Annotated in this window: 26 protein-coding genes; 15 read left to right on the forward strand and 11 right to left on the reverse strand. The window is 67.6% G+C overall.

The genetic code is table 11. The features are described from left to right. The first annotated feature begins 30 nt into the window (after positions 1-30). The 3 genes from EOHIBHHM_RS05135 to EOHIBHHM_RS05145 all read left to right on the forward strand — a co-directional run bounded on the left by EOHIBHHM_RS05135 (position 31) and on the right by EOHIBHHM_RS05145 (position 2996). Entirely contained in the window at positions 31-1158 is a 1128-nt protein-coding gene (locus tag EOHIBHHM_RS05135; RefSeq protein WP_497255251.1) for a DUF7345 domain-containing protein, read from the forward strand. Positions 1159-1245: 87 nt separating this feature from the next. After that, complete coding sequence (locus EOHIBHHM_RS05140; RefSeq protein WP_497255253.1) at positions 1246-2046, forward strand: electron transfer flavoprotein subunit beta/FixA family protein; 801 nt, start codon at positions 1246-1248, stop codon at positions 2044-2046. Beyond that, positions 2043-2996, forward strand: a complete 954-nt coding sequence (locus EOHIBHHM_RS05145; protein ID WP_497255255.1) for an electron transfer flavoprotein subunit alpha/FixB family protein — start codon at positions 2043-2045, stop codon at positions 2994-2996. Before EOHIBHHM_RS05140 ends, EOHIBHHM_RS05145 begins: the two co-directional genes overlap by 4 nt. 290 nt (positions 2997-3286) lie before the next feature. Here EOHIBHHM_RS05145 and EOHIBHHM_RS05150 read toward each other — a convergent pair whose 3' ends face one another. Next, positions 3287-4261: a WD40/YVTN/BNR-like repeat-containing protein gene (locus EOHIBHHM_RS05150; protein ID WP_497255257.1), complete on the reverse strand. Its 975-nt coding sequence runs from the start codon at positions 4259-4261 to the stop codon at positions 3287-3289. 189 nt (positions 4262-4450) lie between these two features. On the opposite strand from EOHIBHHM_RS05150, the gene EOHIBHHM_RS05155 reads away from it, so the two are divergent. Next, positions 4451-5293: a polyprenyl synthetase family protein gene (locus tag EOHIBHHM_RS05155; RefSeq protein ID WP_497255259.1), complete on the forward strand. Its 843-nt coding sequence runs from the start codon at positions 4451-4453 to the stop codon at positions 5291-5293. A 46-nt stretch (positions 5294-5339) separates the two neighbouring features. On the opposite strand, the gene EOHIBHHM_RS05160 is transcribed toward EOHIBHHM_RS05155, so the two are convergent. After that, positions 5340-5807 carry a GNAT family N-acetyltransferase gene (locus EOHIBHHM_RS05160; RefSeq protein ID WP_497255261.1) on the reverse strand — a complete coding sequence of 156 codons (468 nt, stop codon included), beginning with the start codon at positions 5805-5807 and terminating at the stop codon, positions 5340-5342. Between the two features lie 331 nt (positions 5808-6138). Then, positions 6139-7290 (reverse strand): DUF373 family protein, encoded by a 1152-nt coding sequence (locus tag EOHIBHHM_RS05165; RefSeq protein ID WP_497255263.1) that lies wholly within the window; start codon positions 7288-7290, stop codon positions 6139-6141. A 172-nt stretch (positions 7291-7462) separates the two neighbouring features. Between EOHIBHHM_RS05165 and EOHIBHHM_RS05170 the strand changes: the two genes are divergently transcribed. The 3 genes from EOHIBHHM_RS05170 (at position 7463) to EOHIBHHM_RS05180 (ending at position 10176) form a co-directional block, all read left to right on the forward strand. Then, a complete protein-coding gene (locus tag EOHIBHHM_RS05170) occupies positions 7463-8458 on the forward strand; it encodes a radical SAM protein (protein WP_497255265.1) in 996 nt (331 codons plus the stop codon). A 307-nt stretch (positions 8459-8765) separates the two neighbouring features. Continuing rightward, positions 8766-8924, forward strand: a complete 159-nt coding sequence (locus EOHIBHHM_RS05175) for a DUF1059 domain-containing protein (RefSeq protein WP_497255267.1) — start codon at positions 8766-8768, stop codon at positions 8922-8924. A gap of 127 nt (positions 8925-9051) precedes the next feature. Further along, on the forward strand, positions 9052-10176 hold the full coding sequence (locus EOHIBHHM_RS05180; protein WP_497255269.1) for an ORC1-type DNA replication protein: 1125 nt from the start codon (positions 9052-9054) through the stop codon (positions 10174-10176). A 13-nt stretch (positions 10177-10189) separates the two neighbouring features. Here EOHIBHHM_RS05180 and EOHIBHHM_RS05185 read toward each other — a convergent pair whose 3' ends face one another. Genes EOHIBHHM_RS05185 through EOHIBHHM_RS05195 form a run of 3 tightly spaced genes read right to left on the reverse strand, consistent with a single transcriptional unit; the run spans position 10190 to position 11973 of the window. Beyond that, a complete protein-coding gene (locus tag EOHIBHHM_RS05185) occupies positions 10190-10879 on the reverse strand; it encodes an SDR family NAD(P)-dependent oxidoreductase (RefSeq protein WP_497255271.1) in 690 nt (229 codons plus the stop codon). A 49-nt stretch (positions 10880-10928) separates the two neighbouring features. Then, complete coding sequence (locus EOHIBHHM_RS05190) at positions 10929-11534, reverse strand: DUF7965 family protein (RefSeq protein ID WP_497255273.1); 606 nt, start codon at positions 11532-11534, stop codon at positions 10929-10931. Then, complete coding sequence (locus EOHIBHHM_RS05195; protein ID WP_497255275.1) at positions 11527-11973, reverse strand: hypothetical protein; 447 nt, start codon at positions 11971-11973, stop codon at positions 11527-11529. Before EOHIBHHM_RS05195 ends, EOHIBHHM_RS05190 begins: the two co-directional genes overlap by 8 nt. 154 nt (positions 11974-12127) lie before the next feature. Between EOHIBHHM_RS05195 and rpiA the strand changes: the two genes are divergently transcribed. Beyond that, on the forward strand, positions 12128-12817 hold the full coding sequence (gene rpiA / locus EOHIBHHM_RS05200) for a ribose-5-phosphate isomerase RpiA (protein ID WP_497255277.1): 690 nt from the start codon (positions 12128-12130) through the stop codon (positions 12815-12817). Between the two features lie 46 nt (positions 12818-12863). Here the strand turns inward: rpiA and EOHIBHHM_RS05205 are convergent, their stop codons facing one another. Next, entirely contained in the window at positions 12864-13031 is a 168-nt protein-coding gene (locus EOHIBHHM_RS05205; protein ID WP_089822357.1) for a DUF1931 family protein, read from the reverse strand. Between the two features lie 271 nt (positions 13032-13302). On the opposite strand from EOHIBHHM_RS05205, the gene larB reads away from it, so the two are divergent. The 3 genes from larB to EOHIBHHM_RS05220 all read left to right on the forward strand — a co-directional run bounded on the left by larB (position 13303) and on the right by EOHIBHHM_RS05220 (position 14784). Beyond that, positions 13303-14064 carry a nickel pincer cofactor biosynthesis protein LarB gene (larB, locus tag EOHIBHHM_RS05210; protein ID WP_497255279.1) on the forward strand — a complete coding sequence of 254 codons (762 nt, stop codon included), beginning with the start codon at positions 13303-13305 and terminating at the stop codon, positions 14062-14064. 204 nt (positions 14065-14268) lie between these two features. Then, a complete protein-coding gene (locus EOHIBHHM_RS05215; protein ID WP_009366865.1) occupies positions 14269-14415 on the forward strand; it encodes a DUF7563 family protein in 147 nt (48 codons plus the stop codon). Positions 14416-14529: 114 nt separating this feature from the next. Beyond that, on the forward strand, positions 14530-14784 hold the full coding sequence (locus tag EOHIBHHM_RS05220; protein WP_497255281.1) for a GIY-YIG nuclease family protein: 255 nt from the start codon (positions 14530-14532) through the stop codon (positions 14782-14784). A gap of 37 nt (positions 14785-14821) precedes the next feature. Here the strand turns inward: EOHIBHHM_RS05220 and EOHIBHHM_RS05225 are convergent, their stop codons facing one another. After that, a complete protein-coding gene (locus EOHIBHHM_RS05225) occupies positions 14822-15382 on the reverse strand; it encodes an NADPH-dependent FMN reductase (protein WP_497255283.1) in 561 nt (186 codons plus the stop codon). 118 nt (positions 15383-15500) lie between these two features. Between EOHIBHHM_RS05225 and EOHIBHHM_RS05230 the strand changes: the two genes are divergently transcribed. Continuing rightward, positions 15501-16874, forward strand: a complete 1374-nt coding sequence (locus EOHIBHHM_RS05230; RefSeq protein WP_497255285.1) for a phosphoglucomutase/phosphomannomutase family protein — start codon at positions 15501-15503, stop codon at positions 16872-16874. Here EOHIBHHM_RS05230 and EOHIBHHM_RS05235 read toward each other — a convergent pair. Together EOHIBHHM_RS05235 and samp2 are read right to left on the reverse strand one after the other, a co-directional pair. Then, positions 16858-17292, reverse strand: coding sequence for a GNAT family N-acetyltransferase (locus EOHIBHHM_RS05235; RefSeq protein ID WP_497255287.1), 435 nt, complete (start codon positions 17290-17292; stop codon positions 16858-16860). The genes EOHIBHHM_RS05230 and EOHIBHHM_RS05235 overlap by 17 nt on opposite strands. Next, positions 17292-17531: a ubiquitin-like small modifier protein SAMP2 gene (gene samp2, locus EOHIBHHM_RS05240; protein ID WP_497255289.1), complete on the reverse strand. Its 240-nt coding sequence runs from the start codon at positions 17529-17531 to the stop codon at positions 17292-17294. The genes EOHIBHHM_RS05235 and samp2 overlap by 1 nt, the downstream gene beginning before the upstream one ends. 126 nt (positions 17532-17657) lie before the next feature. On the opposite strand from samp2, the gene EOHIBHHM_RS05245 reads away from it, so the two are divergent. Both EOHIBHHM_RS05245 and EOHIBHHM_RS05250 read left to right on the forward strand, forming a co-directional pair. Beyond that, a complete protein-coding gene (locus EOHIBHHM_RS05245) occupies positions 17658-18629 on the forward strand; it encodes a replication factor C small subunit (protein WP_497255291.1) in 972 nt (323 codons plus the stop codon). A gap of 51 nt (positions 18630-18680) precedes the next feature. Continuing rightward, a complete protein-coding gene (locus tag EOHIBHHM_RS05250) occupies positions 18681-19058 on the forward strand; it encodes a hypothetical protein (protein ID WP_497255293.1) in 378 nt (125 codons plus the stop codon). A gap of 104 nt (positions 19059-19162) precedes the next feature. Here EOHIBHHM_RS05250 and EOHIBHHM_RS05255 read toward each other — a convergent pair whose 3' ends face one another. Further along, positions 19163-20128, reverse strand: a complete 966-nt coding sequence (locus EOHIBHHM_RS05255) for a cation diffusion facilitator family transporter (RefSeq protein WP_497255295.1) — start codon at positions 20126-20128, stop codon at positions 19163-19165. 113 nt (positions 20129-20241) lie between these two features. Here EOHIBHHM_RS05255 and EOHIBHHM_RS05260 point away from each other — a divergent pair, with 113 nt between their 5' ends. Next, entirely contained in the window at positions 20242-20757 is a 516-nt protein-coding gene (locus EOHIBHHM_RS05260; RefSeq protein ID WP_497255297.1) for a metallophosphoesterase, read from the forward strand. The last annotated feature ends 193 nt before the right edge of the window (positions 20758-20950 follow it).

Here is a 20950-nt window from a genome sequence, read left to right on the forward strand (position 1 = left end):
TTTCAGTCCAGAAAGTGACTCAGACAGCATATGCGGTACGCCGCCATCGTACTTGCCCTCCTCATCCTCGTAGTCGGTGGATTCGCCCCACCGGTCGTGGCTGACGCCGGCGCGGACACAGCGGCTGGGCTCGCTGTCCCCACGGCGCAGACCGCCCAACTCGCTCAGGACGATTCGGCGCGGACGACCATCGTCGTCGACGTCCACTCGGACACAAACGCGACCTGGAAGGTACGCACGCGACACACACTCCAGTCCAGCGAGGACGCCCGCGCGTTCGAGCAGCTCGTCGACGAACTGCAGCGCGGCGAGGCCAACAGCAGCCTCGACGAGGGGATGTTCCGCAACTACGCGGAACTCGCCGCCGAGTCCACCGGGCGAGAGATGGAGATCGTCGACGTGAGCTACAACGGGACAGTCACCGACGACGGAACGACGGGCGTACTGACGATGTCGTTCACGTGGACCAACTTCGCCGAACGCACCGACGACGGCGGACTCCGCGTCGGCGACGCCTTCACCACACCCGACGGCGGGACGTGGTTCCCGTGGCTCGCCGAGGGCCAACAGCTCGTCATCGAGACGCCGCCGAGCCACGAAGTCCAGAACAGTTTCAGCGGGATCAGAGAGGGCTCCGTCGTCGCGACGGGGCCGATGGACCTCCGTGAGCAGCCGATCTACGTCGTCTACGAGGCGACGCCGGGGCCGGAGCCGCCCGACCCGCTGTCGCTGGAGCTCGTCGCCGGCGTCGGAGCGATGTTGCTGCTCGTCGTCGCCGGCGTGCTGTACCTCCGCCAACAGGAGGAGACCGTCCCACAGTCCGACACCGGACCCGCGAGCGGAGCGGTCGTCGACCGGTCGCCCGACGACCGCGGCGGCGACGGTCCCGACGGTGGCGACGGCGGCGATCCCGACGACGGCGACGACGTCGACCTCTCGCTGCTCTCGGACGAGGAGCGGGTGGAGTATCTCCTCGAACAGCGGGGTGGCCGGATGCGACAGGCGGACATCGTCAAGCAGACCGGGTGGTCCGACGCGAAGGTCTCACAGCTCCTGTCGGCGATGGCCGACGAGGGACGCGTGAACAAGCTCCGTATCGGCCGCGAGAACCTCATCTCGTTGCCGAACGAGGGTCACGAGACGAACGGCGACGAGTAGTCGACGCGGGTCGAACTGCTGGAGCGGCGAGTCTCGACGGGACTTCTTCCGAAAACGTTTACAGCCGCCTAGAAGTAGTGGTCAATCATGAAGGTTCTCGTGACCGTCAAAGAGGTAGCCGAAGTCGAAGACGACTTCGAGATCGAGGGAACAGCGATCGCCGAGCAGTTCCTCGAGTACGACCTCAACGAGTGGGACGACTACGCCGTCGAAGAGGCCGTCCAGATCCAGGAGGCCGGCGAGGAGGTCGAGGTCGTCAGCGTCACCGTCGGCCCCGAGCGGAGCGAGGAGACGATCCGGATGGCGTTGGCGAAGGGAGTCGACCGCGCCATCCGCGTCTGGGACGAGACGCTCGAGGACGCCGAACTGCTGGACGTCGCCGCCAAGACCCGCATCCTGCAGGCGGTCGTCGAGGCCGAGGAGCCGGATCTCGTCCTCACGGGCGTGCAGGCGAACGACGACAGTTTCGGCGCGACCGGCGTCTCGCTGGCCGACGCGATCGGCTACGAGTGGGCCGCCGTCGTCAACGCGCTGGACGTCGACGCGCTCCTCGCCGAGAACGTCGCGAACGTCCACCGCGAACTGGAGGGCGGCGTCGAGGAACTCACCGAGGTCGACCTCCCGGCCGTCCTCACCATCCAGACCGGTATCAACGAACCGCGCTACGCGAGTCTCCGCGGCATCCGGCAGGCACAGTCGAAAGAGATCGACGAACAGAGCCTCGACGACCTCGGCGTTGGCGCCGAAGCCGTCGAGTCCCAACTCGTGTTGACGGAGATGTACGAACCGGAGAGCGAGTCCGACGCGACGATCTTCGAGGGGGGCGCCGAGGAGACCGCCGGACAGCTTGCGCAGGTCCTCCGTGAGAAGGGGGTGGGGGCAGAATGACTGATATTCTAGCAGTCGCCGAGCACCGTCGCGGCGACCTCCGCGACGTGAGCTTCGAGCTTGTCTCCGCGGGCCGCGAACTGGCCGACGCGACCGGCGGCGACCTGCATCTGGCGATCATCTCCGGCGACGTCGACGACTTCGCCGAGGAGCTCAACCGCGAGGGCGTCGACCACATCCACACCGTCGACTACGGCGAGGAGTTCAACCACGACGTGTACGCACAGGTCGTCGAGGCGCTGTACGACGACCTCTCGCCGTCCGTCCTCCTCATGCCGAACAGCGTCAACGGACTCGACTACGCCCCCGCCGTCGCCAACGGGCTCGGCCTGCCGCTGGTCACCGACGCCGTCGCCTTCGAGTGGGACGGCGCACTGACGGCGACCCGCGAGATGTACGGTTCGAAGGTCGAGACGACCGTCGAGGTCGACGCCGAGCGCGTCGCCGTCACGATCCGCGGCGGCGAGTGGCCCGTCCCAGAGGAGATCGGCGACGCCGACGTCTCCGCGTTCGACGTCGACGTCGACGAGGGAGCGGTCCGCTCCCGCGTCACCGGCTTCGAGGAGGTCGGCTCCGGCGACGTCGACATCTCCGAGGCCGAGGTGCTCGTCTCGGTCGGTCGCGGGATCGAAGAGGAGGAGAACCTCGAACTCGTCGAGCGACTCGCCGACGCTCTCGGTGCGACGCTGTCCTCCTCGCGTCCCATCGTCGACGCCGGCTGGCTGCCGAAGAACCGGCAGGTCGGCCAGTCCGGGAAGGTCGTCACGCCGAAGATCTACCTCGCGGTCGGGATCTCGGGGGCCGTCCAGCACGTCGCCGGGATGAAAGGCGCCGAGACGATCATCGCCATCAACACCGACCCGAACGCCCCCATCTTCGACATCGCCGACTACGGTATCGTCGGCGACCTGTTCGAGGTAGTGCCGGCGCTCATCGAGCAGTTCGAGTAGCTCTTCGGACCTTTTTGGTCCAGATTTTTGCCGGCCGAGCGGAGCGAGGTCGGGAAAAAGGTGGTCGCAGGTGGTGCCGGCGCTCATCGAGCAGTTCGAGTAGAACCTTTTGCTCTGCGGGCGGCCTGCGGCCGCCCTCGGCAAAACGTTCACGAAAAGCACTCATCACGCGTTTCAGCGCGACGAGCCGCGCTTCCACCCGTTCGTCGGCCCGCTCACTCCTCCTTCGGTCTCGCTCGCGGTACAGTACCCTGTCCGAACCGCTCGAAGACGACCAGTAGCGACACCGCTCAGCGCTCGTCCCACATCAGCGGTAGATACCGACCTCGGAGGTCGCCGGGCGTCGGCACCGCCCCGACCGTCTTCCAGTCCCCGCGTCGGCGTCGCAGCAGCGTCCCTCGGTGCGTCACGGCGAGAACGTCCTCGTCGGTTGCACACCAGCCGACGGCGTGTTCGTCCGGCGTCGGCGACGGCACCGCGTCGAGCGTCTCGCCGTCGTGACACTCGAACAGTGCGTGACCGCCGTCGTCCCACGTCGGCGAGGGACCCGGCGCGCCCCCGGCGTACACGACGTCGTCGTGCGCGAGCGCCTCGCGGAAGTAGCGCTGACTGTGGTCCGTGTCCAGTCGGGTCCACGTCTCTCCGAGGTCCGGCGAGCGGTACAGGCCGCTGCCGGTCGAGGCGACGAGCGTCTCGCCGTCCGCCAGCGTGAGGTGGTGGACGTCGTCGGTGTGGGGGGCGTCGAAGCCGCGAATCGACCGGTCGGTCCACGTCCGCCCGCGGTCGTCGCTGACGTGGACGCCGCCGACCTCGACGCCGAGGGCGAGGCGGTCGGGGGCGGCGGAGTGCGTACAGACGCTCCGGATCTGCGAGACGCCGTCGTGACGGGGGAGCCCCCAGTCGCTCTCCTCGCGCAGGTCGTCGAACGCCGAGAGCGGTCGCCACGCTCGCTCGACGGTGGGAACGCCGGTGTCGCAGTCGGCGACGAACAGTCGCGACGGGCGCGTGCCGACGTAGAGTCGACTGCCCGCCGGGTCGGCGGCGACCGCGTAGGCTTCCTCGACCGGGAGCGGAACCGCCGTCCAGTCGGTGCCGTCGGGCGAGTGGTACAGTCCGGTCGTCGACGCCGCGAACAGTCCGGGGAGCGCGTCGAACTGCTCGAGCCGAAACACTCGCCCCGCGTCGAGCACCTTCTCCGTCGTCGCGTCCGGTTCGCCGACGCCGGTAACGGTGTACACGCCGTCGTCGCTGCCTGCGATGAGCATACGTGGACACTCGAACACGAGCCACTTAGCAGTTGGCAGCCCGACAGTTTCGGCGGCGCTCTCGCGTGGCCGCCGGGCGGCGGGAGCGTCGGAGACGACCGTCCCGTGGGGCGAGAGGGTGTCGTCCGGTCGTTCGCTTTTCCCGGTATTCCGGTACGTACTTCCCTGACCGCCCCTACGACACCGACAATGGAGTATCTGGAGCGCCGGGTCGCCCTCGTGAACGACCGCCTCGAGGCCGTCGTCGAGGCAGTCGAACCCGACGAGCTATCCGACGAACTCGCGCACGTCGCGCTCGCCGGTGGCAAGCGCGTCCGCCCCGCAGTGACGATTCTCTCCTGTGAAGCGGCCGGCGGTACGCCCGACGACGCGGTCGACTTCGCGGTCGGCATCGAACTCGTCCACAACGCCTCGCTCGTCATCGACGACATCATCGACCGCTCGGACATCCGCCGCGGCACCGAGAGCGCCTGGGCCGAGTACGGCTACGGGCCGGCGATCGTCGCCAGTGACGGCCTGCTCGGGGAGGCGTTCGCGCTCTTCTCGGCGAACGAACAGGCGATGCAGGTGGTCGCCGAGTCGATGGTCGAACTCGGCGAGGGCGAGGCGACGGAACTGGTCGCTCGCCCGACGAACGAAGAGGAGTACATGGAGCTCGCCCGCCGGAAGACGGGCGCGCTGTTCCGCGCGGCCGCCGAGCTGGGTGCGATCGCCGCCGGTGCCGACGCCTTCACCATCGAGTCGTTCGGCGAGTACGCAGAGCGCGTCGGCGTCGCCTTCCAGATCCGCGACGACGTGCTCGACGCGACTGCCGACGCCGACGCGCTGGGCAAACCGACCGGCCAGGACGCCGAGATGGATCGCCCGTCGCTCGTGCAGGTGACGAACCTCACGTCCGAGGAGGCCAACCAGCGCGCCCGCGACCAGGCCGACCAGGCGTTGGCGGCGCTCGACGCGGCGAACGTCGACGACTCGGAGGCACGGGAGTATCTCCGCGACCTCGCTGAGTTCGTCGTCGTCCGCGAGCGGTAGACGGTCGCGCTTCGGCGACCCCCGAACGTTCACAGCGGCGTGTGGCTTACTTCAGTGGCTGTGCGTAGTCGACCTGCTTCGGCCGGAAGTTCGTGTCGCGGTAGAACCGGCGTGCGTCCTCGTTTTCCCACTCACAGGAGACCTTGAGGTGGTCGCACCCCCGCTCGCGAGCCCGTCTTTTCACCCGTTCGACGACCTCTGTGCCGTGGCCCCGCCCTCGGTGGGCGTCGTCGATTGCGAGGTTCACGATGCGAAGATACTGCGAGTACTTCCGGGACGGGTGGTGGCCCTCGCGGAGCGTGACGAAGCCGATCGTCTCGCCTTCGTGGACGACGAGGTAGTCGGTGACGTGCTCGTCGTCGAGATGAGCGCGGAAACCGTCGACGGAAACCTCGTCGACGTCCGCGGAGGCGAGTTCGTTCAGCTCGGAGTAGTCCTCCATCGTCGTTGCGAGCGCGTACCAGCGGTCGAGAAGCGCGTCGAGGTCGTCAGCGGTGGCTTCGACGAGTTCCATACGGGGACTCCCCGGCACTTGCTATTGAGGCTTCGCCCGGTGTGTTGTACGCTGTCACACGCTGTGGCTCGGACGGCGATAAACCGGGGACGGGTTGGCTACACGTCCGTTCGCCGTCACCGCCTGGCCGAGAGACGGCACCTCTCCACCGAGCGGTTCGTCGGAGGCGGCGTCGCATCGACCGGACAGTTCGAGTGTGGTCGGTGACTGGAACGCCGTCTATAGTAACGAGTGCAAGTCATCACTCACCCGACCGCACGACAGCGTGCGGGCGAGTGGACAGTTGCACGAGCTACTATCGGTCGCTCGAAAAGGCCCGTGGGTTCGCGACTCACGCCGCGTCTGCCTCTATCCCCGTGGGAAACCGCGACTCCGCGATCGCGAAGGCGACCGTGCTGAATACGCCCAGCAGCGTTCCGACGGTCAGCGCGACGGCCAGGTCGGTCAGCCCGATGGCGCGAACCGTCACCTCGCCGGTCTGCATCGACCCGAGGCCGACCACGTCCGAGAGGAAGAACCCGGAGACGGCGTAGAGCACGAGCGCGATGGCGACGACGTAGAACGGCGCGTTCAGATAGCGCCACTTGAACCGATCGGCGAGGTACTCGTCGGTCACCTGCCCGAGGCTGCTCGTGATGCCGGCGACGGCGAACCACTGGACTGCGCCGTGGACCAGCGACGCGAGCACGATGCCGGGCGGCAACTCACCGCCGAGCGCGGCCTGTACCGCACGCAGCGTCTCCAGCCCCTGTAACCCGCCGACGACGAGCAGCGCCGCGGCGACGATGTAGGTGATGAGCGTCACCCGACCGGCGTAGAGCACGTTCCGCAGGTGGTCGGCGGTGTCGTCGACGACGGACTCCAACCCGAGGCCGCGAAAGAGCGTGTAGAGACCCAAGAGAGCCGAGATGAGCCCCAGCACCGTCGTCCCCGGCACCTGAAACAGGCTGGCGACGACGACGAACGGGTAGATGAGAAGCAGGATGCCGAGCGGGACGAGGATCGTCCCTCTGGTCTCGGGGTCCGCGAGCACCTGCTTCATCGTGTAGTAGATCGACTCTAAGTCCTGTGCCTGCCGGACGACGACCCGCCGGACGCCGTCGATGGGGACGCGAGAGCGGATGACGGGGAGCACCGACTCGTCCTGCGCGCCGTCGGTGATGACGATTGCGCGGACGTTCTCGCCGGTCTGGAGGCTGGCGAGGACGGTGTCGACCTCCTCGCCGACGACGCGGTTGGCCTTGACGTCGCTGCCGTTGACGCCGGTGACGGCCGCGACCTCGACCTCCTCGCCGCCCTCCGCGGCGATCTCCTCGTAGACGTTGATCCCCTGGAAGAGCACGTTCACGTCCGAGTCCTCCGGGTCGGCGGTGGCGAGAGCGACCGCAGCCTCCTCGACGTCGTCTCGACCGAGGACGGGCGTCCGCATCCCCGTCTTGCGGCCGAGGTCGTCGTCGAGGTCGACACAGAGGACCAGGAGCATCGGGCGAACCTATGACGTCGGGCTATATTTGTTTTCGGGAGCGCGGGGGGTCGACGACCGGACGACGGCACCGCCGTCGTCGCCGTCTCGGAAGCACTGTGAGCGACCCGCACTGACCGTATCGCAAGTCGTACTGCTTTTGGGTCTGCTCCCAGTAGAGAAGAGACAACGAATGATTTCGAAGGGTTGTGAACAGTGCGCCATGGGAGGCAAGATGGTCCTGTTCGTCTACGGCTACTGCGACCAGCGGGACTGCTTCTACTGCCCCCTCGGTGAGAACCGAAAGAACGTCACCGACGTCTACGCCAACGAGCGCCTCGTCGAGTCCGACGAGGACGTCGTCGCCGAGGCCAAGCGGATGGACGCGCTCGGCACCTCCATCACCGGTGGCGAACCGCAGGAGGCGATGGACAAGACCTGTCGCTACCTCTCGCTCCTGAAAGAGGAGTTCGGCGAGGACCACCACACCCACCTCTACACGGGCATCACGGGCGGGCGCGAGAACATGCGCCGCCTCTCGGAGGCCGGTCTCGACGAGATCCGTTTCCACCCGCCGTACGAACTGTGGGGCGACATGCACGGCACCGAGTGGGAGGAGATCCTCTACATCGCCCGCGAGGAGGGACTCACGCCGGCGTTCGAGATTCCGGGCATCCGCGCCGAACAGGAGTTCCTCGACTTCCTCGACGAGGGGGCCGCCGACTTCTGTAACATCAACGAGTTCGAGATGTCGGACGGCAACTACCGGCGGATGCAAGAGGAGGGCTACGAACTGCAGGAGGGACACATGTCGGCCGTCGACGGATCGAAAGAAGCCATCCTCGACGCGATGGGGGACCACGAGCGCGTCTACTTCTGTACGAGCGTGTTCAAGGACGCCGCCCAGCATCGCAACCGCCTGAAACGCATGGCTCGGAACATCCGCCGGGAGTTCGACGACATCACCGACGACGGCACCATCGTCTACGGGAAGACCTGGGTGACCGAGCGTCGCCTGCAGGAGCTGGGCGTCCCCGAGGAGTTCTACACGGTCAAGTCCGAACACGTCGAACTCGCGTGGTGGCTGCTGGAGGAGATGGTCACCGAAGGCGACGTCGAGAAGGGGGAGATCGTCGAGCAGTATCCGACGGTAGACGGCACCGTCGTCGAGCGGACGCCGCTGGCTTGAGTCGTCGGGAGCGACGGTACGGAGCGAGCGGGCCGAGGAGACCCCGACGGGGTCGACGCTGGCTTTTGATCGACGTTTTACCGAGTGAGAGAGCGAGACAGCGCGTGCGCTGTCGACGCGACCGAACGCAGCGTAAAACGTCGCGTCCGAACAGTATCCGACGGTAGACGGCACCGTCGTCGAGCGGACGCCGCTGGCTTGAGTCGCCGGGAGCGACACGTTCTGTGTCGCCCGAGACTCTCGAATTCGGAGGACTCAGCACGACTATTATGCTGTCGGAGGTCGTTCTAGTAGGCGGTGATTTGATATGGCAAAACAGTTCGAGTGCACCATGGAAGACTGTGACTTCATGATACGGGCCAACGACGAGGGTGAAGTCATCCACATCGTCCGCGAGCACGCCCAGGACAAACACGGGATGTCCATCAGCGACAAGGACGTCCGCAAGGGGATGGCCACCGCCTGAGAGGCCGCGTCTGCGCTGTCGACGACGACCCGACTTTTTCCGGTCACCACACCCCTGAAGCGACGCGTTTCAGTTTCGCTTCACCCGTGGCAAACGGTTAAGTAGTCGCCGGGGCGTGGTGAAAGTGATGCCAGACGACCCCGAAGAGGGGATGCTGTCGTGGGACGAGTCGGTGTTCCGTGACGAGCACGTCTTCGAGATCGACTACGTCCCGGAGACGTTCAAGCATCGCGAGAGCCAGATGCAGAGTCTCAAGTACGCACTTCGCCCCGCGGTGCGCGGCTCTCGCCCCCTCAACACCATCGTCAGCGGCCCACCCGGGACGGGCAAGACGACCGCCGTCCAGAAACTCTTCGGGGAACTCACCGCCCAGACCGACGTCCGAACCGTCCGAGTCAACTGTCAGGTCGACTCGACGCGCTACGCCGTCTTCTCGCGGATCTTCCAGGGGATCTTCGACTACGAACCGCCGTCGTCGGGGATCTCGTTCAAGAAACTGTTCGGCCAGATCACCGACCGTCTCGTCGAGGACGACGAGGTGCTCGTCGTCGCGCTCGACGACGTGAACTACCTGTTCTACGAGAACGAGGCCTCCGACACGCTCTACTCGCTGTTGCGGGCACACGAGGCTCACTCCGGTGCTCGCATCGGCGTCATCGTCGTCTCCTCGGATCTCTCCTTGGACGTCATCGACGAACTCGACACGCGCGTCCAGAGCGTGTTCCGACCCGAGGAGGTGTACTTCCCGGTGTACGACGAGAGCGACATCGTCGACATCCTCCGCGAGCGGGTCAAACGCGGGTTCCACGAGGACGTCGTCGGCGCGCCCGAACTCGACCGCGTCGCCGAGTTGACCGCCGAGAAAGGCGACCTGCGGGTCGGGATCGACCTGCTCCGACGTGCCGGGCTGAACGCCGAGATGCGCGCCAGTCGGACGGTCAGCGTCGACGACGTCGAGGAGGCCTACGACAAGTCGAAGTACGTCCACCTCTCGCGCAGCCTCCGGGGGCTCTCGGACTCCGAGCAGGCGCTCGTCCGGGTGATCGCCGAACACGACGGCGAGCAGGCCGGCGCCGTCTACGACGTCTTCCACGAGGAGACCGGCCTCGGCTACACGCGCTACTCCGAGATCGTCAACAAACTCGACCAGCTCGGCGTCATCGAAGCCGACTACACCGACGTCGGCGGACGCGGCCGCTCGCGTTCGCTCTCTCTGGCCTACGACCCCGAAGCCGTGTTGACGCGGCTGTAGGACCCGAAGCGGTTCAGAACTCCTCGACGTGTGGCCGCAGATCGAGTTCGAGCGTCCACGCACTCTCGTCCTGTTCGATCAGCTGCCAGTAGCTCTCGGCGATGGCGTCGGGGTCGAGATACTCCTCGGGGTTCTCGACGTCTCGGTCCGGCGGCAGGATGCCACCGTCGAGCACTGCGTGGGCGACGTGGACGCCCTCGGGGCCGAGTTCCCGCGCCATCGACTGGGCCATCCCGCGCACCGCGAACTTCGCACTCGAGAAGCCGAGCGCCCCGTCGCGACCCCGGACGGACGAGGTTGCACCGGTGAAGATGATCGTCCCGCCGTCGCCGTCGAGCATGTCCGTGACGGCCTCTTTCGAGCAACAGAACCCGCCGCGGGCGGCGACCGTCCACGACTCCTGGAACTCCTCGACCGAGAGCTCCCGGAGTCCCTTCCACGTCGCCCCGCTGGCGTGGTTGACGAGGACGTCGACCGGGCCGAGCGTCTCGCGGACGGTCTCGAACGCGTCGGCGATCTGGTCGGGGTCGGCGAGGTCCGTCGGCACGGCGAGTCCGTTCTCGCCCAACTCCGCGGCGAGTTCCTCGAGATAGCTCTCCGAGCGGGCCAAGAGCGCGACCCGACACCCTTCGCTGGCGAGTTTGCGGGCGATCGAGGCACCGAGTCCCGGACCGACGCCGGCGACGACTGCGGTTCGTGGCATACCCGGTCGTCGGCGGGGAGACGGATAACGGTTGATCCGAGTCGGACGTTCAGTCGCCCGGCTCCGATCTCGCCACCGCGTCGGCGACGCCGAGAGCGAGGAGGTCGAGGACGGCCTGCACCACGCCGACGAGTCCGCCGACGACGAACGCGACCGCCACGCCGAGTGCGAGAAACAGCAGCAGCGGGAGCACCGACGCGACGTCCGGAACTCCGAGGCCGCCGTCGACGGCGACCTGCGCGACGGCGACGACGACGAGTTCGAGGAGGAAGCAGCTCCCCGTCACGCCGCCCCACTTCGCACCGCCCGTCAGGATCTCCCGCCACGCCGAGCGCTCGAACGGCGTCGTCGCGAGCAGTCGTCGGTTCGTCCACCACGTCGTCGCCCACAGCAGGAGATAGAGCGCGAGACCGACGGTCGTCGAGAGGCCGCCGAGCAGGTCGCCGAGCGCTCCCGTCCAGTGGAGACCGACGACGGGGACGAGCGTGAAGAGCGCGGTGTGGTACGCCGCGAGACACCAGCCGAGCAGCGGGTCCGGATCGCCGATTCGAGTCCCGTCGTCGGCCGAATCCGACCCGTCGGTCGCGTCGGGGTCAGCGGCCGAGTCGGAGTCACCGACCGAGTCGGCGGCCGAACGCGTCGACGTCTCAGCCATGCGCGAGCACCTCCGCGAAGACGACGACTCCCCCGAGTACGAGCGCCGTCGCGGCGTAACCGACCCGGAGCGCGGCGGTTCCGACAGCCTCGGCGTCCGGCCGACGGCGGGCGTCGACGACGAGCAGACTGCGGAGGAGCGATCCGAACAGCAGCAGTGCGACGAGGAGGAGCTTCGCCGACAGCGCCGTCCCCCACGTCCCGCCCGGAACCGACGGCGCGAGCGCGCCGAGGTTGCCGACGCCCGTCATCACGAGCAGTCCCATCGCCCCCCAGAACAGCCGTTCGTAGGCCGCCGCGACGACGAGCGCCGTCGTCGACGGAGTGTCGTCTCGGAGCAGTACCCACGCGAAGAGCGCCCCGCCCACCGTCACCGCCATCCCGAGGACGTGGAGCCAGCGGACGGCGAGCTGCGAGAGGGCCGAAAGCGGGAGGACCATACCGACCGTTCGCCCGTCACCCCCAAAACGACACGCGCTGTCGGGAGCGACAGGCGATGTCGTCGGTGACGCGGCGTCGACGCCGGACGGGAAGTCGAGACAGCGCCGCGTCCGGCACCGGGCGGTTTTTGCCCTCCGACGGGGAGACACGAGTATGAAGACGACAGGCGGAAGTGACGCCGCGAAGCGCAACGCCGGGGAGAGCGCCGCCGACCTCGTGACCGACGGGATGGTCGTCGGCCTCGGGACGGGGAGCACCGCCGCCCACGCCATCCGAGCCATCGGGCGGGCCGTCGACGGCGGTCTCGACGTCAGCGGCGTGGCGACCTCCTTCGCCTCGCGGCAGCTCGCACGTGAGGCCGGGATTCCGCTCGCCGACCTCGACGAAGTGAACGGCATCGACCTCGCGATCGACGGGGCGGACCAGATCGCCGACGGCGACCTGGTCAAGGGAGGCGGCGCGGCGCACGCACGGGAGAAGATCGTCGACGTCGCGGCCGACCGGTTCGTCGTCGTCGCCGACCCCTCGAAGGAGGCCGACCGACTCGACCGCGCCATCCCGGTCGAGGTGCTGCCCGCGGCCCGCGAGACGGTCGCCGCCGCCGTCCGCTCGGCGGGTGGCGACCCGACGCTCCGGCGCGCCGAACGCAAGGACGGCCCCGTCGTCACCGACAACGGCAACCTCGTGCTCGACTGCGAGTTCGGCCCCATCGACGCGCCGTCGGCGCTCGCAGCGACGCTCTCGGAGACGCCGGGCGTCGTCGAGCACGGCCTGTTCGTCGGCGTCGCAGACGAGGTCCACGTCGGCACCGACGACGGCGTCACCGTCCGCGAACTGCCGTAGCCGTCGCTCGGCGGGCGAATAAAGAGAGAAGTGTTGGAAGCCGAGTTTACAGGTCGCGCGGCTGGACCGTCTTGCGGTCGTTCTCTTCTGCGCGACGTGCAGCGTCCTCGAGCAGTTCCTTGACTTCCTCGTCGAGTGCGTCGTAGAAGTCGGACGCAACGTTCTTGTCGTCGAGGTACTCCTTGACTGCTGCTTTGACAATGAGGTCTGCCATGCAGCCTCGTCTACCGAGGCCTTATTAATAAGATTTCCTGAATCGTACCGTAAGACGCTCTGGCAGTACAATATCGCCTTTTACAGCCAACGAATATATACGTGCGGCCGTTCTGAAGGCCCACTCGGCCGAGAAAGGCGCTGTCGGCGGTCGTTTCGCGTCGATGATGTATCGGAAACGATGGTGGAGTCTCGTCGACGCCTCGCCGAGACGGCGATGGCGACGGACGGAAACGACATCTACGAGTAGCCGCGGGAGCGAGTAGATGTCCATGCGCGAGATACTGGATCGGGTCGCCGCCGGCGACCTCTCACCCGCCGAGGCGGAGGTACAGCTACGCGGCTACGCGACGACAGACGCCGGACGGTTCGACGCCGCCCGCGAACAGCGTCGCGGCGTCCCCGAGGCGATCCTCGCCGACGAGAAGACGCCGACCGAGGTCGCGGACCTCGCCGCGACGGCAGTCGAGACGACGGGACGAGCGGTCGTCACGCGGGTCGACGCCGACGTCGTCGCCGCGATCTCCGACGAGTTCGGCGACACCCCGGCGACGGTCGACCACGACCACCGGGCGAAGACCGTCACCGTCCACGGGGAGGCGTTCGACCCGCCGACGCTCGACGCCACGGTCGGCGTCGTCACCGGCGGCACCTCCGACGCCGCCGTCGGCGGCGAGGCGGCGGTCATCGCCCGCGAGATGGGTGCGACCGTCGAGTTCGTCGAGGACGTCGGCGTCGCTCACCTCGGGCGAGTCCTCGACCACCTCGACACGCTCCGGGAGGCGGACGTCCTCGTCGTCGCGGCCGGCCGCGAGGGCGCGTTGCCGACCGTCGTCGCGGGACTCGTCGACACGCCGGTCGTCGGACTGCCCGTCCCGACGGGGTACGGCGCGGGTGGCAGAGGGGAGGCGGCGCTCGACGGGATGCTCCAGTCGTGTACGATTCTCTCGGTGGTCAACATCGGCGCGGGGTTCGTTGCCGGCGCGCAGGCGGGACTCGTCGCCCGCGCGGTCGACGACGCTCGCTCCGAGTGACCGCCACGCCCCGAGACCGTCGTCGGCGACCGCGACACGCCACCACGATGTTCGTCCCGATTAGTCCCGATTAGTCCCGATAGGTTCGTCCCGATTAGTCCCGATTAGACCCCTTCCGCGCGCATACGTGTGCGCGCGTGGGCAACCATTATGGGGATGCGACCCATAGACGAGGACACCGGCAACGGTGGATGCCGGACAACTATGCCAAGTTGCGACCACTGCGGGTCGCACGTATCAGAGCGGTTCGCACGCGTGTTTGCCGACGCGACGGGGCGAGTCTTCGCCTGTCCAAACTGCTCGGCGAACGCGGGTATCGCGGAAGTCGCTCGACAGCGTGCACGCGCATAATCACTGAGTCAGGTAACGCAACGTACACGACCACCACGCGAAGCCAAACTCGATCCACCGCTGTACGGCCGAGGGTTCCGGACGCCTTATGAGCGTCACACCCCTCTTCCGGCCGTGCACTACGTCTACATCGTCGAGTGTCACGACGGGAGCTACTACACCGGCTACACCACCGACGTCGAGCGACGCGTCTCCGAACACAACGACGGGACGGGTGCGAAGTACACGCGCGGTCGGACGCCGGTCGACCTCGTCTACACGGAGTCGTTCGACTCGAAGTCAACGGCGATGAGCCGCGAGTACGCCATCAAACAGCTGACGCGCCGGGAGAAAGAACAGCTGGTCGACGACGGGTCGGCGACTGCGTGAGGCCGGTCGGCGTGGGAGAGTCGGTGCCGTCCGCGAGTCAGTCGTCGCAGGCGGCCATCGGCGTCTGTCGTTCGCCCATCGCGGCGGCGTGGTCGGCGACCAGGCGACCGAGCGTCTCGGCCCGTTCCCGTAGGTCGTCGTCGACGAACTCGCCGTCCTCGAACTGACTGGAGACGCGGGGGATGCCTAGCTGCTGCGGGAGCACCCACCCGTGGACGTTCCGAGCGGTGCTGCGCATGTGTTCCAGCGTCGCGCCGTAGGAGGCACCGCCGGCGACGGCGAGCAGTCCGACGACGGTGCTCTCGTAGTCGTCGCCGGAGCAGTAGTCGTGGAAGTTCTTCAGCGTCGAGGAGTACGACCCGTGGTAGACTGGCGAGCCGAGGACGACACCGTCGGCCTCGCGGACGCGGCGGACGAGGGCGGCGGAGTCGCCCTGTGCGTCCTCGTCGGGGTGGTACAGCGGGAGGTCGACCGCGCCGAGGTCGATAAGGTCGGTGTCGGCACCGGCGCGTTCGGCCGCCGCGAGGACGTGTTCGAGTGCGGTCTTGGTGTGGCTGCCGTCGCGACGGCTGCCACAGACTGCGACGACGGTTGTCATCGGTCGTGCTCGGGGACCGACGGGGTAAAACTCGTCGCATCGGCGTGGGAGTCGGAATCCACCCGACACGATCAGCGGCGGGGAGTGGTTTTTTGAGACGAGAGCGGGAGAGACGGGTATGGACCAGATCTCCTTCGGAACCGACGGCTGGCGCGCGACGCTCGACACGTTCACCGACGACCGCGTCCGCATCGTCGGCCAGGCCGTCGCCGACTATCTCCACGAAGAGGGCCACGACGAACCGGTCGTCGTCGGCTACGACGCCCGCGACACCTCCGAGGGGTTCGCCGAGAGCCTCGCAGAAGTGCTGGCCGGCAACGGGTTCGACGTGATTCTCCCCGAGCGTGACTGCCCGACGCCCGTCGCCGCGTGGGCGATCGTCTCCCGCGAGTGTGCCGGTGCGCTCATGGTGACGGCCTCGCACAACCCGCCGGAGTACAACGGCGTGAAGTTCATCCCCGAGGACGGCGCACCCGCGCTCCCCGAGGTGACAGAACAGATCGAAGCGAACCTCCGAGAGCCCCAGTTCCGACCGGAGGGCGAACGGGGGTCCGTCGAACGCGTCGACCTCGTCGCCGACCACGCCGACCACGCGCGAGACCTCGCCGACGCCGACCTCTCGGGACTCACCGTCGTCTACGACGCGATGCACGGCAGCGGCCGCGGCGTGACCGACGAACTGCTCGAGTCCGCCGGCGCGGAGGTCGTCACCCTCCGGACCGACCGCGACCCCACCTTCGGCGGCTCCTCGCCGGAACCGAGCGCCGAGAACCTCCGAGAGCTGATCGAGACGGTCCGCGAGCGGGACGCCGACTTCGGCGTCGCCAACGACGGCGACGCCGACCGTCTCGCGCTCGTCACGCCCGACCGCGGCTTCCTCGACGAGAACCTCTTCTTCGCCGCCGTCTACGACTACCTGCTCGAGTCCGACAGCGGCCCCGCGGTCCGCACCGTGTCGACGACGTTCCTCATCGACCGCATCGCCGAAGCGCACGGCGAAGAGGTGTTCGAGACCCCCGTCGGCTTCAAGTGGGTCGCCCAGGGGATGGGCGAGCACGACGCGCTGATAGGCGGCGAGGAGTCCGGCGGCTTCTCCGTCCGCGGGCACATCCGCGAGAAGGACGGCGTCCTGATGTCGCTCGTCGCCGGCGCGGCGGCGAGCGAGGAGGCGATCGACGACCGCGTCGACCGTCTGCTCGCGGAACACGGCGACATCGTCGCCGACAAGATCAGCCTGGAGTGTCCCGACGAGAAGAAGTCGGCCGTGCTCTCGGAGTTGGAGAGCGAGATCCCCGACACGGTCGCCGGCCGCGAGGTGGCGAAGGTCGTCACGCTCGACGGGTTCAAGCTCCTCTTGGACGACGGGTCGTGGCTGCTCGTCCGTCCCTCGGGGACGGAACCCGCGATGCGCGTCTACGCCGAGGCGAGCAGCGAAGAGCGAGTCGAGGCGTTGCTGGAAGACGGTCGCAAACTCGTCAGCGGCTTCCTCTGAGTCGGCCGCGGAGCCGCGTCCGGTCGCTGTTTTCGCCGTTCTCGACGTGCTCGTCCACCACGGAGAGCTCGAACCCCAGCGACTCGTAGAACGGTCGGACGCGCTCGTCGAACTCGGCCGTGAGGTCGCCGTCGACGCTCGCGGCGGCGGCCTCGACGAGCGCGCTCCCGACGCCGCGTCCGCGACGCTCCGTCTGGACGGCGACGGCGTCGACGTGGGCGGTGTCGACGTCGGCGTCGAGGACGAGCGCACCGACGACGCGACCGTCGCCGTCGGCGACGAGGACGGCACCCTCGTCGATGCGGTCGCTCACGACTGCTGCGTCGGCTTCGAGCACCGCCGCGTCGAGCAGGCGCATGACCGCGACGAGGTCGTCCGCGGTGGCGGGTCGGACGTCGAAGCCGTGGTTCGCGTCCATCACTCGCGGTCGGCGGCGGGGGCGCTCGTCGACTCCCGTCGACCGCCTTTGATGAGTCGAAGCACCTTCACGTGGTCCGTCTCGACGGGCTGATCCTCGGGGACGGGGCGGCCGTCGACGAGCACCGACACCTGGTGAGGGCTGAGTCCGACCGCGGCCACGAGGTCGGCGTAGGTCCCCTCCGGGTCGACGCTGACCTCGTGGCGCTGCTCGCCGACGACTTCGACGGTGACGTCCATACCCGCCGTCGGTGCCGCGTGCGTTTCAGCGTTGCCGTCCCCGGTGACGATTCGCCGGGGTCGATCTCGACCCGCCGACCGCTCGCTCTCGGGGAGTTTATCAGGAGACCCGCACCTACAACGGGTATGAGCGAGGCCGAGAGTTCGTCGCCGGGCCGAGAGATCTGGATCGAGAAGTACCGACCGCAGACGCTCGACGACGTCTACGGGCAGGAGGACATCGTCGACCGGCTGGAGAGCTACATCGCCCAGCACGACCTCCCCCACCTCCTCTTTGCGGGACCGGCGGGCATCGGCAAGACCACCTGCGCCACCGCCATCGCCCGCGAGGTCTACGGCGACGACTGGCGCGGCAACTTCCTCGAACTCAACGCCTCCGACGAACGCGGGATCGACGTCGTCCGCGACCGCATCAAGAACTTCGCACGTGCCTCCTTCGGCGGCCACGACTATCGGATCATCTTCCTCGACGAGGCCGACTCGCTGACCTCCGATGCGCAGTCGGCGCTCCGCCGGACGATGGAGCAGTTCTCCGACAACACGCGCTTCATCCTCTCGTGTAACTACTCCTCGAAGATCATCGACCCCATCCAGTCGCGGTGTGCGGTGTTCCGCTTCGCGCCGCTCTCGGACGACGCGGTCGCCGGACAGATCCGAAAGATCGCCGACGAGGAGGGGATCGAGATCACGGACGAGGGACTCGACGCGCTGGTCTACGCCGCCGACGGCGACATGCGCCGCGCGATCAACTCGCTGCAGGCCGCCGCGACGACGGGCGAGGTCGTCGACGAGGAGGCGGTCTACCTGATCACGAGCACCGCCCGTCCCGAGGAGATCGAGTCGATGGTGACCGCCGCCATCGACGGCGACTTCGCGCAGGCCCGCTCGACGCTCGACACCCTCCTCACCGACACGGGAATGGCCGGCGGCGACATCATCGACCAACTCCACCGCAGCGTCTGGGAGTTCGACATCGACCAGCGGGCGACGGTCCGCCTGATGGAACGCATCGGCGAGGCCGACTATCGGATCACGGAGGGCGCGAACGAACAGGTGCAGTTGGAGGCGCTTCTGGCGTCGCTGGCGCTGGACGAGTGAGCCTGTCGGCGACCCGACAGACATATTTCGGCGGCGACTGACTCCCGCGGTGTGTCCACGCCCTCCAACTCCTCGTGGCGCTACGGCGTCTACGCGTTTCCGCTCGTCCCGCTGCTGACGGTCGCCTCGTACGTCGGGTCGAGAACGATGCTCTCGGCGATGAACGAGGAGTTGTGGAGCTTTCTCGCTGGGTTCGTCTTGAGTGTCCTCAGTCAATGGGTCGCAGTCATCTTCGCACTGGTTGTTCTGGCCACGGTTGCCCTCGACGCTCGTGCGCTCAGGAAGAGCGGAGAGTGGGCACCAAACACGTTCGTGTACGGGTTCGCTGGACTCTTGCACCTCTTCGGGGTCGTTCTCTGGATGACGTACTTGGTCTCGATTCCAGCACTCAGCTACTACGTCTATCAGCGACGACAACACATCGACTGAACAGTGACGACGAACGACCCACCAAGGGTGGCTACGTACTCGACACGAGCGGCGGTGTTGTCGTCGAGAGGACGGAGTAGGTGCCGAGAAACGCGCTTACGGGCTCACAGCTCCGGTTCGATGTAAATCGTCTTCACCCGGCTGTCGGCCCGTTTGAGCTTCTCTTCGATCTGTCTGATGTCCGCGTCGATGTCGCCGGTGACGAGCTCCTTGTCGAAACTGACGTCGGCGGCGACCAGCGCCTTCCCCGGCCCGATGAACATCGTCCGAAAGCCGTCGACGTGAGTGACGCCGGGGTGGTCGCGGATGACCTCGCGGAGTTCGGTCTCGACGTCGGCGGCGAAGCTCTCGCCGAGGATGAGTCGCTTGTTCTCCCACGCCAGCGCCAGCGCGAACCCCATCAGCAAGAGCCCGATGAGCATCGCGGCCGCCGCGTCGTACGCCGGGTTGTCGAGGAACCGCGAGAGGAGGATGCCGCCGAGGGCGATCGCCGCCCCGCCGAGGGCGATCGCGTCCTCGGTGAACGCGGTGAGCGTCGTCACGTCGCTCGTCTTACGGAACGCCTCGGGGATGCCCGACCAGCCGTACTCGCCGATCTGTCGCTGGAGTTCGGCGTTCGCTTTCACGAACGCGTACGTCTCGAAGGCGATGGCACCGAGCAGCACGGCGACGCTGACCCAGATGGGGTCGAACGGGAGGTTCGGGTCGAAGGTGACCCCGAGGAACTCGACCGCCTGGTCCGTCGACCCGGCGTGGCCACCGTGGACCAGCTTGTCGTAGCCGTGTTTCAGCGACTCCCAGCCGGCGATACCGAACAGCAGCACCGAGACGAGGAAGCTGTAGAAGAACTGCGCCTTCCCGTAGCCGAACGGGTGCGAGCGGTCGGGATCCTTCCCGCTGTACCGAATGCCGACGAGGAGGAACACCTGGTTGCCCGTGTCCGAGATCGAGTGGTACGTCTCCGAGAGCATCGAGGGACTGCCGGTCAAGAGGAACGCGAAGAACTTCAACACCGCAATCGCCCCGTTGGCGATGAGCGCCGCGATGACGACCGACTTGCTACCAGCCATGAACGTCCGGTTCACGAGGGGGCCGGTTAACGATTCCGCCCCGCTCGCTCGAATCGGGTCGCCGTCGGCCGATACGACGGCAGGTTTCTGTACCTCCCGGCCGAACGGGGCGTATGCTCACCGTCGTCTCCGACACGCACAGCACCGCGGGTCACCGACTCACCGGTCGAACGCTGGAGGCCGTCCGCGAGGCGGAGCTGGTCGTCCACGCCGGCGACTTCATGACGGAGTCGGTGTTGGACGCGTTCTACGACGAGGCCGACACACTCCGGGCCGTCTTCGGCAACAACGACGACGCCGCGATCCGCAGTCGGATCCCCGAGGTCAGAACCGTCGAGTACGGCGGCGTCCGCCTCGCGGTCACCCACACCCGCAGCGGTGGGGCGACGGCGCTGACGCTGTTCGGGCGCGAGCGCGACGCCGACGCGGTCGTCTTCGGCCACAGCCACCGCCCGACGTTCGACGCGACGGGACCGCTCGCGCTGTTGAACCCCGGGAGCCACGCACAGCCACGCGGTTACCGGGCGGCACACGCCGAACTGGAGGAGACGACGGGCGGCCTCCGGGGACGGCTCTGCACGCCCGACGGCGAGGTGTTCGAGGAGTTCACGATCCGAAAGCGAGAGTGAGCGCGGAGAAGAGGGTGCGCGGGGGCCGTCGCCGTGCTCGTGGAACGGTCGGGTACGGTGGAGGGCCGAACGCAGCGGGAGCGACGGGAGGGACACGCCGCCCGCTCCGAACGAGGGGTGGTCGCAGACCGACGAGGTGGTCGAGACGGGGAGTCGCCTCCGACGGAGTGCAGTCGTCGAAGCGTGTGGGAGG

The sequence above is a fragment of the Halogranum roseipondis genome (assembly GCF_059695585.1).